Genomic DNA, 13,768 nt, shown 5'->3' with positions numbered 1-13,768 from the left:
ATGCGTATCTACGGCACCGAGATCGGCTCGCCTCTTCTTCTGGGGACGGCGCAATACCCGTCCCCTGCCACGCTGAAGGCCGCGATCAAGGCCAGTGGCACCGAGATCGTCACCGTCTCGCTGCGCCGCGAAACCGCTGGCGGCTCCGGGGCCGGTTTTTTTGACCTGCTGGGCCAGACCGGCTGTCGCATTCTGCCCAACACCGCCGGCTGCCACACCGCGCAAGAGGCAGTGACCACCGCCCGCATGGCGCGCGAGCTTTTCGGCACCGATTGGATCAAGCTCGAAGTGATCGGCCATTCCGACACCCTGCAGCCCGATGTCTTTGCGCTGGTCGAGGCCGCGCGAACCCTCACGGGTGACGGGTTTCGGGTGTTTCCCTACACCACGGACGACCTTGTCGTCGGAGAAAGGCTGATCGAGGCAGGCTGCGAGGTTCTGATGCCTTGGGGCGCGCCGATCGGTTCGGGACAAGGGCTGCGCAACCCCGACGCGTTACGATCATTGCGGGCGCATTTTCCCGGCGTGCCGATGATTGTGGATGCCGGTATCGGGCGGCCTTCGGATGCGGTCCAGGCCATGGAGCTTGGCATGGACGCCATATTGCTGAACACCGCAGTCGCCAGGGCGGGCGATCCCGTCGGCATGGCGCGCGCCATGGCGCTGGCGGTCGAGGCCGGACGTCTGGGATATCATGCCGATCCGATGGAGCGGCGTGACATGGCGGTGCCCTCGACACCGATCCTGGGACTGGCGGAGTTGGCGTGATGGAGCGTTTCTACCTGATCGTGGGCCACGTCTCGCGGCTTGAATTGCTGGTGCCGCACGGGGTCCGGCTGGTGCAACTGCGGCTGAAGGGCCAGCCCGAGGCCGAAACCCGTCGCCAAATTGCCCGGGCGCGGGATTTCTGCGCCGTTCACAAGGCACGGCTGGTTGTCAACGATCACTGGCAGGCGGCGCTGGATCTGCGCTGTTCCTTCGTGCATCTGGGACAGGAAGACATGGACAGCACCGATTTCAAGGCCCTTCGCCGCGCCGGAATTCGTTTTGGCTTGTCCACCCATGATGAGACCGAGCTGGACCGCGCCCTTTCTCATGACCCGGCCTATGTGGCGCTTGGGCCGGTTTACCCGACGCTTCTGAAGAAGATGAAATGGGGACCGCAGGGGCTGGACCGGGTCACGCGTTGGAAGCAAACCGCCGGACAGACGCCGCTGGTCGCGATCGGCGGGCTCACACCCGAGCGTCTGCCCGGCGTGTTCTCCGCCGGGGCCGACAGCGCGGCCGTGGTCACTGACATCCAGCAGGCGGAAGACCCCGAGGCCCGCACCCGCGAATGGCTGAAGGCCTGCGCGTCATGAGCCGCTACGCACGTCAAATGATCCTGCCTGACATCGGCGCCAGGGGGCAGTTGCACCTTGCGCAATCCCAAGTTCTGGTCGTCGGAGCGGGCGGGCTGGGTTGCCCGGTGCTGCAATATCTCGCCGGGGCCGGTGTCGGGCGGATCACCGTGGTCGATCCGGACCATGTCGAGGAAAGCAACCTGCATCGCCAGCCGCTTTTCCGCATGGGCGATCTGGGCCGGCCCAAGGCGCAGGCGGCAAAAAGGACCCTGCAGGAACTCAATCCTGATGTGACAGTCCGGGCTCTGGTCGAGGCGCTTGACCCCTCGAGCGCACCTGCGCTGGCGCGTCAGGCCGATCTGGTGATCGACGCCGCCGACAGCTTTGCCGTGTCCTACACGCTGTCGGATGTCTGCCGGGATGCCGGAATCCCGCTGATATCCGCAAGCGTCTTGGGACAATCCGGCTATGTCGGCGGTTTCTGCCAAGAGGCGCCATCGCTGCGGGCGGTCTTTCCGGATTTGCCGGAGGCCGGCGCCACCTGCGCGACCGCGGGCGTGCTTGGCCCCGTCGTTGGCACGGTCGGGGCAATGCAGGCGCAAATGGCGCTCCGGGTTCTGCTCGGGAGCAAACCCTCGCCACTCGGGCAGATGGTCACAATCGATCTGGTGAACCTGCGATTTGGCCTGTTCAGTTTCCAAGGCAGCCCCGAACCTGATCATGCGCTTCCATTCCTGTCAAAAACCATGCTCAGGGAAAACGACCGGATCATCGAGTTGCGCGGGGTGGATGAAGTCGAGCACCCCATCGTTCCCATGGCGGTCCGCATGACAATCGACGACTTGCATACGATGCCGCCGGCCCCCGATCGACGCACTGTTCTGTGCTGCACCACCGGGCTGCGCGCGTGGCGGGCCGCATCGATGCTTCGGGCCAGAGCTCATGACGACCTTGCCCTGCTCGCGGCCGGAGCCTGCGCATGAGAGACAACATGATCATGGTCATCGCCGGTACCGACAGCAGTGGCGGAGCCGGACTGACCCGCGACACGGCCGTGGCCAATGCGCTGGGTTTCGGGGTCTTTCCCGTGGTTACGTCGGTCACGGCCCAGACGCATTCCGGCATGACAGGCACCGCCCCCATGTCGGCGGATTTCGTCAGAAAGCAGATTGACGCCGCCTGTGCATCCGGCTCCTTCCGGGCCGTCAAGGTTGGCATGCTCGGCACCGCGGACATAGCTGAATGCGTGGCGGACTGGCTGTCACAACATCCGGTTTCCGCCATCATCGATCCGGTTCTGCGCGCCAGTTCAGGCGGAGATCTGATGGCAGGAGGTCTGCCGGCTAGCTTGCTGTCGCAGGCCGATCTTCTGACGCCCAACCTCGCGGAGGCCGCAGCACTTGCGGGGCGGCCAATCGCCCGGAACTTGGGCGAAATCGCCGCTCAGGCCGATGAAATCCTGTCGGGCGGCCCGGCGGCGGTGCTGATCAAGGGCGGCCACGGAACGGGTGCCGCGGCGGTCGATCACCTGTTCGAACCCGCAAGACACCAAACCTTCAGCGCACCGAGATTGGCAAAAGGCAAGCGCGGAACCGGCTGCACATTGGCCACCGCGATTGCCTGTCAGGTGGCCTCGGGACACGACCTCGCACATGCATGCCGCCGGGCCAAGAACTATGTCCAAGCCTGGCTCGGAGACTCACCTGCCGCAAATAACGATAATGACCCCTGTTTTACTCGTGCCTAACGTGCGCGCTCAGAATTGATTCAAGCACCGACCCTGCCTCACTGTGGTTTCATCCGTTTCCGTCTTTCAACAGTGACCCAAAATGCTACGCCGCAGATCACCAAACCGGACAGTCTCTGCGATTGCGCAGTATTAAACTCGATCGGTACCCACCAAGCGCAGCAAAGCTGGTCAATTCTCTCAAATTAGAAACCACTTGCGAAATCGGATGCCATTTTAACACGCAGGTCGATGCCATGCCTTCGCAATCCAGCGATGACAATGATGGGTTCGAGGTCCACAATTTCAGGTATCTCATAAAAAATTACACCTCTTGGGCAGGGGAACCCATTAAGGCGCCGGCGGGATTTGCCCGTCTGAGCGGCAGCGTTGCCATCGTTTCTCTAAAGCCGGATTCTGTGAATGTTTCGGGCGCCCCGGTGACGCCACACCTGCCGCCTCAGACCCACGGACACTTGGCGCAGGATGTGCCCCTGGCCGAAGCCCGTGAAACTACCTTGTTTTGGTCCCGCATTTCAATTCAACTGCCAAGAGGCCGGGAAAACTGAAAACAGTGTTTCACCGACTTTCCGGTCTCGCCAAATGGAGAGCGCAAAATGAACCGATCCGACGGTCACCATGTGTCGAAACCGGATGGAACGAAAGGGGCGCTGCTTGAGGAGATTGCGTCTCTGGCGGCTGAGACGCCAGATCCGGACCGGCTGCTTTTCGAAATTGTGAAAAGATTGAAAGTCGTACTGAATTTCGATGAATGCACGTTGGCTATGCTCGGAACCGATGGGACCTTCTATTGTGAAGGTTCTCTGCAAGACCCTCAAAACGATCGGGTTGTTTGGAACAGCGCAAGTGTCCCGGTGTCGCATGGCCGCATTGGCGATGTCCTGCAGAGCGGAGACCTGCGGCTGTTTCGCGACACGCAGATCGACGAAATCGAGGATGAAGCCTCAGCTCCGGTCGCCGAGATGGTGCTGCCAATAAAAGTCCTTGGGCGGGTTGTGGGTGCCATCACCTTCGGCACCAGTCACTCTGTTGGTTTTACTGAGGACGATATTGATTTAGCGCAACGCGCGGCGATCCATTGTGCTGTGGCTGTGCTTGACAAGAAGACGCAACATGCAGCGCCAGAACGGGCACTGAATCGGATCGTCGATGCCGTAAACGCAATCCCGGAAGGCTTTGCCCTGTACGATTCCAATGATCGTCTGGTGTTGGCCAACGAGATGTACCGAAAAATGCTGTATCCGGGGCATGAAGATCTTGTCAAACCGGGGATGACATTCGAACAGATCGTTCGGCAGGCGCTGTCGATCAAGGTGATTGAGGATGCCATCGGGCGCGAGGAGGATTGGCTGACGCAGCGGTTGAAGCGCCACCAAAATCCGCGAGATTCGCAGATGCAAAACCGGGCATCCGGTGACTGGATCAAGGTGAGTGAGCGCAGGACCAGCGACAATGGAATAGTCGCGATTTACAGCGATGTCACCGAATTGAAAAAGACCCAGGCGCGGAATGCGGAACTTGCCCAGATCCCGGAAGAAAACCCCAACCCGGTGATGTGCATTGACAGTGAGGGCCGGTTGACATTCGCGAACAAAGCCAGCGATCCGATGTTGGATGCATTGGGTCTCAAAGTCGGCGCCGTCGTCACCGAAGAATGGCTGGCGCGCGTCAATCAAGGTCTGCGGGAAAACAAGCGGCAGGACTTTGAGTGCCATGCCGGCGGTATGGTCTATGCGTTACTGCTCTGGCCGGTTCCAGATGCCAAACACGTCAATCTGTACGGGCGGGACGTCACGCAGTTGAAGCAGGCCGAGAAGCGAATGCGCGAATTGGCGCGAATTCCTGAAGAAAACCCCAACCCGGTCTTGCGCATCACTGATCGGGGCATCCTGATTTACGCCAATAAGGCAAGCGCCCCGCTCATCAAGGCGCTAAAGCTGAAGGTCGGCGACCGGGTAGGTACAGGTTGGCGCAAACGTGTCGCCAAAGGTTTGCGCGAGGATCAAAGGCAAGATTTTGAGTACGAGGCCGGTGGTCTGATCTATGCCCTTTTGTTGTGGCCGGTTCCCGAGGGCGGTTACGCGAATATCTACGGCCGGGATATTACCACCCAAAAGCAGGTTGAAAGCGAACTGCGCGTGGCGAAGGATATCGCTGAAACCGCCAACAAAACCAAGAGCACGTTCCTTGCCAATATGAGCCACGAGCTTCGCACGCCGCTGAATGCGATTATCGGGTATAGCGAGCTGATGCTCGAGGAAGCCATCGACCAGAATGACGAGGTAAACCTGAGCGATCTTCGGAAAATTCAATCTGCCGGGAAACACTTGCTTGCGTTGATCAACGACATTCTGGACCTGTCCAAAATCGAAGCCGGCAAGATGGAATTCAATCTGGAACCCTTCGACGTGCTCCAGATGATCGAAGATGTCGGAACTACGGTGCAACCGCTGGCCGAGAAGAACAACAATATCTTGGAAATCTTGTGCCCCAAGGACGTCGGGGAAATGGTCTGCGACCTGACCAAAGTGCGCCAGGCACTGCTCAACCTGCTGTCCAATGCATGCAAATTCACCGAAAACGCGAAGATCACACTGTCGGTTATTCGGTCGAATGAACCAGATCAACTGGAGTTTGCGGTGGCCGATCGGGGTATTGGCATGTCGCCCGAACAAGTCGACAAGGTCTTTGACGCATTCACTCAGGCGGATTCGTCCACTACCCGCAACTATGGCGGCACCGGCTTGGGGTTGTCGATCACCAAGGTCTTCTGCGAACAGCTGGGCGGCGACATTCACTGCACCAGTACGCTCGGTCAGGGATCGACCTTCACCATTCACCTGCCGGGAATTTGCCGCGACCCGTCAAACAACTTGCTGCAGGACACAGGGTATTCCGAGGATGACGCCCAAACCGATCCAAACGCTCCATTGGTTCTGCTGGTCGATGACGATCCGACAGTGCATGATCTTTTAGGACGACGGCTGCGCAGAGAAGGATACCGGGTTCTTTCCTCAACCAAGGGTGAAGACGCGTTGGATCTGGCGCGCGAAGCCAAACCTGACGCCATCACGCTGGATGTGTTCATGCCCGAGATCGATGGCTGGGCCGTGTTGTCCAAACTGAAAGACGATCCGGAACTGGCCGACATACCGGTCATCATGCTGACATTCGCAGAAGACCGCACCCGGGGATTGTCGCTGGGTGCCAGCGAGTATCTGGGCAAACCCATCGACACGGTCGAGCTTCTGAAAGCGCTGAAAGAGCTTTGTCCGGCCCTGCCGACCCCTCGGGCTCTGGTCGTTGAGGATGAGGCCGCAACGCGCGAAATGATCTGCCGCGTCCTTGTCAAGGAAGGTTGGCAGGTCGAGCAGGCAGCCAATGGGCTGGACGCCCTGCAACTACTTTCCAAATCCTCACCGGACGTCATTCTGCTGGATCTTATGATGCCCGAGATGGACGGGTTTGAATTTCTGACGGGGATGAGGAGGAACCCGGACTGGAAGGAAATACCTGTTATCGTTGTCACCGCGAAAACCCTGTCGAATGATGACCGCGCGCGATTGAACGGTTCGATAGAGACGCTGATCAGCAAGGACGGGGATGAAGTCGAAACCATCCTCAACCAATTGAACGAAATCCTGGCTGCTGCCCGGCCTGCATCTGCAGGAGAAACATAAGCTGTGAATGACGGCCCGGAAACCGAACCGCAACACACAAAAGCAATGTGGCTGGCAAATCTGCGCCAAAACCTGATCTCTCCGGTCAGCGCCATCGTCGATTTTTGCGAGTTGCTTCAAAGCGAGGCCAGACGTCTGACGCTGGATGAAGTTGTCTCGGATCTCGACCGAATTTCCCGCGCAACGACCGAGTTGAAGGCATTGGTCGACCAGCTTCTGAACCCCGACATGGCCCTGAAACTCACGGTCAACGGCGATGAGGGTGTGAAACGGCTGCGCCACGACCTGCGGACTCCGATGAATGCGATCAAAGGCTACAGCGAGATGTTACTGGAGGATCTGGATGGCCTGAACGCAGGGCATCTGGAGGCGGACTTGCTGGGGCTGCTGGAACAAGCCGACGCCCTTCTGCAACATATAGACAAGCTTGCGGCTTTGTCCGACGAGCTGTCAGGCGATGACCCCAAGGTTTCGGACGCTCCGCTGGAAGCCGCCGCCATGTTCGCAAATCTGGCTCAGAGTATGCAGCCTGTCGTCCCAATCGCCGACACCGCTGTGCCGACCGGTAACATCCTTGTCGTCGATGATATCGAAGCCAATCGCAGTTTGCTGGCCCGCCGGCTAAAGCGGGACGGGCATCAGGTCTGGACCGCCGACGGAGGATATTCAGCCCTTGAAATGATGTCCCGGCATCCGTTCGATCTGGTTCTGCTTGATCTCATGATGCCAGACATCAACGGGTTTGACGTGCTGACCAGAATGAAAGCAGACGGCGCCCTTCGCGGCATCTCCGTTATCATGATTTCAGCCCTGGATGAGATCGATAGCGTCGCGCGCTGCATCGAGGCCGGTGCCGAGGATTATCTGCCCAAACCCTTCGATCCCATTTTGTTGCAAGCCCGGATCAGCGCAGCGCTAGAGAAAAACCGCTGGCGGGAACGCGAACGCCATTTTCTTGAGCAGATGGAAGCGGAAAAGCAAAAGTACAAAGATCTTTTGCACAGCATTCTGCCGCATCAGATCGTGGCGCGGCTAAACGGCGGCGAAACCACAATCGCTGATCGCCACAACGACGTCACCATCCTTTTTTCCGATATCGTTGGCTTTACCGAAATGTCTGCCAAACTCCCCCCGGCACAGGTGGTTTTCTATCTCAACCGGATATTTTCAGGATTCGATGCAACCGCGACCGAGCTTGGCGTGGAAAAAATAAAGACAATCGGAGATGCCTACATGGTCGCCGCCGGAGTGCCGGATGACCGTGCCGATCATGCCGAAGTGATCGTCGAAATGGCCCTTCGGATGCTCGATCAGGTCGAAGCGCTGAACCTTGAAGCGGATCACCCGATGCACATCAGGATCGGCGTGCACAGCGGGCCGGTGGTTGCGGGAATAATCGGGTCGCACCGTTTCCTGTACGACGTCTGGGGAGACACGGTTAACGTGGCCAGCCGTCTTGAATCAACCGGCGCGCCGGGCCGGGTCCAGATATCCGAGGCCACCGCCAGACGGGTCGAACATCGTTTTGAAGTCTCGCAACCCATTGACACACGCATAAAGGGAAAAGGTCAGGTGAGAACCTACTATGTCACCCAGCGCAAACCAGCTTCGGATTGAATAGGTTTCTGTCAGCACGAGGGAAGCAGTTTTTCCATTTTCTCCAGCAAGCGGCCAAGTTCAACAGGCTTGGTGTCGAAATCATCGCACCCTGCGTTCAACGCCTTTTCCCGATCACTGGCCATCGCGTGCGCGGTCAGGGCAACCACCGGGATCGAAGCTGTCTCGGGCGCCGCCTTGATACGCCGTGTGGCCTCCCATCCATCGATCTCGGGCAGGCTCATATCCATCAAAATGATGTCCGGAGTTTCGCTGCCCGCCAAGGCAACGCCCTCCAACCCATCCTTCGCGGCAACGACAAGAAACCCTTTGCGCGCCAATCTGCGCGAAAGCATATCGCGGTTCATTTCGTTGTCTTCTACCAACAGAACTTTAGTCAAAATCCCCCCTTGCGCCGCCGCGCGATTTGACTGTCGAACGGTTCAGGCGGATCGAGACTTTTGTTCGAAGCGCCACCCTTGTCGCCGGGCCGTGCAAACCTTACTGGACGGTGCATTCTTTCATCAATTTGGTTTTACGCAAAGCAATTTTGATTGGATTAATTCGCCAAACGTGCACTTTGCCTGAGGTCGGGCCGGCCCAATTCGAACACTGGCCCGCATCTGCCATTCGCTGTGACCGGCAAGGGGGTTCTGCCAGGGAGCGGCGTATCACAAGCCAGGTCTCTGTGCAGACTGACCGGCCTTCGGATTTGCCTTCGACCATTGCTGTCAGTTCGCGCGCCGCCCTGTGGGATCTGTTGCAAACTTTGACCATTGACCTTCGAGAAGGCAAAGAGCGAATGACCGCTGGAGCGGCACAAAAACGCGACAGGTCCAATCCATAGCAGAACCTTTCGGCGCCTGCGCGAACTACGCCAGAAACACTACTCAAACCGGTATATGCAGGCACCGATACTGCTACTGGCAACGGCGACAATTCTCCGTTCCTCAAGGTCGAGAGTTTTGGTCAAACGTGACGCAAAGACCTCGGAAACCTGAACCGTACCGGGAACGCCGGAACTCTCCATTCTCGCTGCAATATTCACTGTTTCACCCCAAATATCATAAGCGAATTTTGCCTTTCCTATGACACCGGCTACGGCGGGGCCGGAATGCAACCCGATCCGGACGACAAGGGGGCTTCCTGTGTCAGGTCGCGCAAAGTGCTTTGCAGCGGCTAGTATGTCGCGAGCGAGTTTCATGGCCCCGTCTTCCGGGGAGGGATGAGATATCGGTGCTCCGACGGTGACCATTATGGCATCGCCAATGGTCTTGATCTTCTCGGCGTCGTGTCGTTCGATGAGATCATCAACCGCGACGAAGAATTTGTTCAGGAATTCGACGATCCTTGCCGGGGCCTGATTTCGGCTCATTTCGGTAAAGCCGACAATATCGACAAACATGACCGCAACACGCGGATGCTCGTCTGCAATCTGATCTTCTCCAGCCTTTAATCTGTCAGCCACAGTCACGGGCAGAATATTGTGCAAAAGGCGCTCACTTTCGCCATGCGCAATCTCAAGGTCTCTTTCTGCCTTTGACGCGGCTCGAATGAATGGCACCACCATCGCCAACATCAGAATGGGCCATGACACGACCCGCATCGCGAGATCTCCTGACGTGACCTGGAAATGGGGATAATGGGGCGCGTGGGTCAGCATGTATTCCTGTGTGATCACAGCTGCCGCCAGCGCGAGTACAGAAAGAACCAAGGATAAAATCAGCGGGTAAAAAGGCTGCACATAGAGCAGAATGAGAACCAGCAGTATTGCGTCCAGAGCTCCGAACTCGACGCCGACAGAAACCGTCGCGGTTATTGCGTGGGAAACAAGCTCGGCAAGTGCAAACCAATAGGCCGAACGGAACCACCCCCGGTACAAAAGCAGCATGCATGTTGTGAATACGATGACGCTGCCAATGTTGAACCAGGCCATGAGCCAAACTTCCCGGTCCAGGAAAAACAGTATCGACAGGCCGTGAGTGACGCCCGCAAGGAAGTAGAAGATGCGCCAGTAGACGAAATATCTGGCGACCTCCTTGGAAACCCAGGCTGGAGCCGTGGTTACTGCGCTAACCCCGCGCTGGATTCCGGAAGTGCCCCAATTGGCGAAGCCGGGGGCACTCCTTCCTGGCCGGTTCGGTTGACTATTTTCTTTCACAAACCCATCTGCTCTTTGATGCCACCGATGAAGGTCGCGTCGTCAGCAGCCTTCCGATTGGTCAGCAGGAAATCGGCATCCTGCCCTGCGCGATAGCGCAGAGTATTGGTGCCATCGGTTACTGCCGTCCAGATCACTTCTGCTACGACTTCAGGAGGGGACGGCGGGAACGCCTGATTTGCAAAAGAACCCATGACAGCGGATACCACACCCTGATACTCGTCAATCGCTGGCTCATTGGCAAAATCAAAACTGCGCCCGGAGAAGTCCGTTGCAATCATGCCCGGTTCCACGATCTTCACTTTTACTCCGATGGCCTCCAGTTCGTAATGCAGAGCCTCAGAGATGCCTTCGACGGCAAACTTGGTGCCGTGATAGAGAGTGCCAAGCGGGAAAGTCATCTGCCCGCCGATGGAGCTGATATTGACGATGGTGCCGGAGTTCCGGGCGCGCATCTGAGGCAGAACCGCTTTGGTCACCTCCAGCAAGCCGATCACATTGGTGTCGAACTGGCGGCGGATGCGGTCCATGTCAAAGTTCTCCAGCGGCCCGTATGCGCCGTAGCCAGCGTTGTTCAGGAGAACGTCGATGGGGCCGACAGCCTCTTGCGCGGCTTCAACGGCGCTTTGAATGGAGGCCGGATCGGTCACGTCGAGGCGCGTCACCAGAACATTGCACAGAGCGGCCAGTTCCGCGCCGTCTTCGGGTTTCCGCATGGTGGCGACAACATTCCAGCCCTGAGCCTGGAAGTGTTTTGCCGTCGCCTTGCCAATACCGGTCGAAGCCCCTGTAATAATAATTGTCTGTGTCATTTTCATTTCCGTTTGTTCACGTGAGTGATGGTTTGCGTGGGTGGTGGTGCTTGGATTGGGCGGGGAAGTGGGCGTTTGCCGCCGCGGCACCGGACGTAAAAGTGCGACGTTGCGAAATTGTGATTTCACTTTCGCTGGACATGACTTTCTCCTTCAGGCGTGAAGCCCGTTGTTTGATTGCTGTGTTTTCAGGGCGGCGGCTGGCGGACTACAGAAGCCCGCTAGCTGAGGGCAATAAAATCAGACGAAGGATACTCCATTGGCTGACATGGGAAGGTGCGTTACGCGCGTTCCCGAAGCCGCGGCAATCGCATTGGCGAGCGCAGGTGCAGATGGTGGGGTGCCGGGTTCGCCGACGCCCGTGGGGGCTTCGGCGGATGGAACGATATGCACCTCGATTGCTCCGATATCGCTGATACGAAGCGGCTCGTAATCCGGGAAGTTGGACTGATCCACCGCGCCACCCGTCAGGGTGATCTGGTCGCGCATAACGTGTCCGATCCCGTAGCCGGCGCCGCCCTGAACCTGAGCTTTGACGACATCCGGGTTTACCGCAATGCCGCAGTCTACGGCACAGGTGACCTTTTCGATCTTGATGCCACTGTCTGCATCGCCAGACACTTCGACTACCTCAGCTACGTACGAGCCAAAGGACTTGTGTACCGCGATACCCTGAGCGCGACCGGCGGGCGCATTGCCCCAGTTGGCCTTTTCCATCGCCAGTTTCAGAACGCCCGCTTTACGCTTTTGATCAGCGTTGCCGTCATCGGCCAGATGGGCCAGACGAAACTCGGCCGGATCGCGGCCAGCGGCCTTGGCGGCTTTGTCCATCATGGTTTCCATCACATAGGCCGTGTGGGTGTGACCCACCGAGCGCCACCACAGAACCGTGGTTGCCTTGGGCGTATCCGTCAGACCCAGCGCCATGCCGGGGATCGAATAGGGGCTGTCCGCGATACCTTCGACCGAGCTGTGATCGACGCCATCGTGTACGGCGAACGCTTCGAATGCGGTGCCCTTCATGATCGACTGACCGGCCACCTGATGCTGCCATCCCACGATGTTGCCCTGACCGTCCAGGCCGACCCGGACCTTGTGGCCAAAGGCCGGGCGGTAATAACCACTGCGGATATCGTCTTCGCGCGTCCACACCAGCTTTACGGGTCGGCTGCGATCAGTGATGACAAAGGCCTGCGCGGCTTCAACCTGATAGTCCGCTTCCGGAGTCGCGCGGCGACCAAATGAACCACCGGCCAGCAACGTGTTGATCCCGATCTGCTCGGCTGGCAGTTGGAAGACCTGTTGCAGGGCGTAATGAACGCCAGTCGGAATCTGGCAGGCATCGTGCATTACGATCTTGCCATCTGCCGTCTGCTCGATGGTGCAGTTCATCGGCTCCATCGGGGCATGGGCCAGCAGCGGGAAGTAGAAGCTCTCTTCCAAAATCGTGTCCGCACCGTCAATCGTCGCCGCGACCGCTGCTGCATCCGCTTTGTTCACATTGTACTGAGGCTCGGCGTCCAGAGCGGCGCGGATTTCAGCCTCGATCTGATCCGAGTCACGGGTCTCGGCCGCAGACAGATCCCATTCGACTTCCAGCGCTTCACGCGCCTGAATGGCTGCCCATGTGTTTTCGGCATAAACCGCCACACCGGCCTGGTTGGGCAGAGTGGCTGCGTTGATGAAGCCCTTGACCTCCTTCGAGGCGCTGCCGTCGAATCCTGCGACCACGCCGCCAAGCGATTCCGGACGTTTGATCATGACGACCATCTGGTTCGGCAGGTGCATGTCCATACCGTATTTCGCCTGACCATTGCCCTTGATCGAAGAATCCTTGCGGCGCACGGATTCGTTGCCGATCAGGCGGAACTCAGACGGGTCCTTCAGGCGCGGCTCGGCAGGGGCATCAAGTTGAGCAGCCGCCGCAATGAACTCGGCGATCGGAGCCGACTGTTCGCCTGCTTTGACGATCCCTTCCTCAATGGTGATACCCGACGCGCCCACACCCCAGGTCTGAGCTGCCGCGGCGATCAGCATCTCGCGCGCCGCAGCGCCAGCCTGACGGTATTGCCGCCACGAGTTTGCCATGGCGGTCGACCCGCCAGAGCCCTGAACCTGCCCGAAAAACAGGTTGTTATAGACCTGTGGGTTCGATGGGGCGAACTCATACTCGATCTGATCCATGTTTGCGCCGATTTCTTCGGCGACCAGAGTCGGCAGGCCGGTTGCGGGGCCCTGACCCATCTCAAAGTGCTTGACGATGACGGTCACGGTTCCGTCGGCATCGATCTTCACGAACGGGTTGAATTGAGCGCTTTCCGAAGACGCGACAGCGAGTGCGCCATCAGGGCGTGCGCCGACCAGAAGAACGGCACCAGCGGCGGCTGCGCCTTTCAGAAAACCACGGCGGGAGGTGTTGACGGTCATGG

At 58.6% G+C, this 13,768-nt stretch carries 11 protein-coding genes; 7 read left to right on the top strand and 4 right to left on the bottom strand.

Going from position 1 to position 13,768, the window contains the following annotated elements; genetic code table 11:
* From ACR0AO_RS19775 to ACR0AO_RS19745, 7 genes are all read left to right on the top strand, one after another.
* Entirely contained in the window at positions 1-768 is a 768-nt protein-coding gene (locus ACR0AO_RS19775) for a thiazole synthase (protein ID WP_480607469.1), read from the top strand.
* The gene (locus ACR0AO_RS19770; protein ID WP_480607466.1) at positions 768-1,361 is read left to right on the top strand and encodes a thiamine phosphate synthase; all 594 of its coding nucleotides are present in this window, start codon (positions 768-770) and stop codon (positions 1,359-1,361) included. Before ACR0AO_RS19775 ends, ACR0AO_RS19770 begins: the two co-directional genes overlap by 1 nt.
* Positions 1,358-2,326, top strand: a complete 969-nt coding sequence (locus ACR0AO_RS19765; protein WP_480607463.1) for a ThiF family adenylyltransferase — start codon at positions 1,358-1,360, stop codon at positions 2,324-2,326. The genes ACR0AO_RS19770 and ACR0AO_RS19765 overlap by 4 nt, the downstream gene beginning before the upstream one ends.
* A complete protein-coding gene (gene thiD, locus ACR0AO_RS19760; RefSeq protein ID WP_480607461.1) occupies positions 2,323-3,090 on the top strand; it encodes a bifunctional hydroxymethylpyrimidine kinase/phosphomethylpyrimidine kinase in 768 nt (255 codons plus the stop codon). The genes ACR0AO_RS19765 and thiD overlap by 4 nt, the downstream gene beginning before the upstream one ends.
* Positions 3,091-3,212: 122 nt before the next feature.
* Positions 3,213-3,638, top strand: coding sequence for a hypothetical protein (locus ACR0AO_RS19755; RefSeq protein WP_480607458.1), 426 nt, complete (start codon positions 3,213-3,215; stop codon positions 3,636-3,638).
* 48 nt (positions 3,639-3,686) lie between these two features.
* Positions 3,687-6,770, top strand: a complete 3,084-nt coding sequence (locus ACR0AO_RS19750; protein WP_480607455.1) for a response regulator — start codon at positions 3,687-3,689, stop codon at positions 6,768-6,770.
* Between the two features lie 3 nt (positions 6,771-6,773).
* Complete coding sequence (locus ACR0AO_RS19745; protein ID WP_480607451.1) at positions 6,774-8,387, top strand: adenylate/guanylate cyclase domain-containing protein; 1,614 nt, start codon at positions 6,774-6,776, stop codon at positions 8,385-8,387.
* A gap of 11 nt (positions 8,388-8,398) precedes the next feature.
* On the opposite strand, the gene ACR0AO_RS19740 is transcribed toward ACR0AO_RS19745, so the two are convergent.
* From ACR0AO_RS19740 to ACR0AO_RS19725, 4 genes are all read right to left on the bottom strand, one after another.
* A complete protein-coding gene (locus ACR0AO_RS19740; RefSeq protein WP_480607448.1) occupies positions 8,399-8,734 on the bottom strand; it encodes a response regulator in 336 nt (111 codons plus the stop codon).
* Between the two features lie 518 nt (positions 8,735-9,252).
* Positions 9,253-10,527: an adenylate/guanylate cyclase domain-containing protein gene (locus tag ACR0AO_RS19735; RefSeq protein ID WP_480607446.1), complete on the bottom strand. Its 1,275-nt coding sequence runs from the start codon at positions 10,525-10,527 to the stop codon at positions 9,253-9,255.
* Positions 10,524-11,339, bottom strand: a complete 816-nt coding sequence (locus tag ACR0AO_RS19730) for an SDR family oxidoreductase (RefSeq protein WP_480607444.1) — start codon at positions 11,337-11,339, stop codon at positions 10,524-10,526. Before ACR0AO_RS19730 ends, ACR0AO_RS19735 begins: the two co-directional genes overlap by 4 nt.
* A 240-nt stretch (positions 11,340-11,579) precedes the next feature.
* Entirely contained in the window at positions 11,580-13,766 is a 2,187-nt protein-coding gene (locus tag ACR0AO_RS19725; RefSeq protein WP_480607441.1) for a xanthine dehydrogenase family protein molybdopterin-binding subunit, read from the bottom strand.
* Positions 13,767-13,768 lie beyond the last annotated feature (2 nt).

This window comes from Ruegeria sp. AF8 (genome assembly GCF_056541825.1).
Note: the sequence above shows the minus strand (reverse complement) of the source record. Positions and strands in the feature narration are given on the sequence as shown.

Bases quoted from the DNA above. Each gene is read 5' to 3' on its own strand.
- ACR0AO_RS19775 (WP_480607469.1), top strand. From the start codon at position 1: ATGCGTATCTACGGCACCGAGATCGGCTCGCCTCTTCTTCTGGGGACG.
- ACR0AO_RS19770 (WP_480607466.1), top strand. From the start codon at position 768: ATGGAGCGTTTCTACCTGATCGTGGGCCACGTCTCGCGGCTTGAATTG.
- ACR0AO_RS19765 (WP_480607463.1), top strand. From the start codon at position 1,358: ATGAGCCGCTACGCACGTCAAATGATCCTGCCTGACATCGGCGCCAGG.
- thiD (WP_480607461.1), top strand. From the start codon at position 2,323: ATGAGAGACAACATGATCATGGTCATCGCCGGTACCGACAGCAGTGGC.
- ACR0AO_RS19750 (WP_480607455.1), top strand. From the start codon at position 3,687: ATGAACCGATCCGACGGTCACCATGTGTCGAAACCGGATGGAACGAAA.
- ACR0AO_RS19740 (WP_480607448.1), bottom strand. From the start codon at position 8,734: ATGAACCGCGATATGCTTTCGCGCAGATTGGCGCGCAAAGGGTTTCTT.
- ACR0AO_RS19730 (WP_480607444.1), bottom strand. From the start codon at position 11,339: ATGACACAGACAATTATTATTACAGGGGCTTCGACCGGTATTGGCAAG.
- ACR0AO_RS19725 (WP_480607441.1), bottom strand. From the start codon at position 13,766: ATGACCGTCAACACCTCCCGCCGTGGTTTTCTGAAAGGCGCAGCCGCC.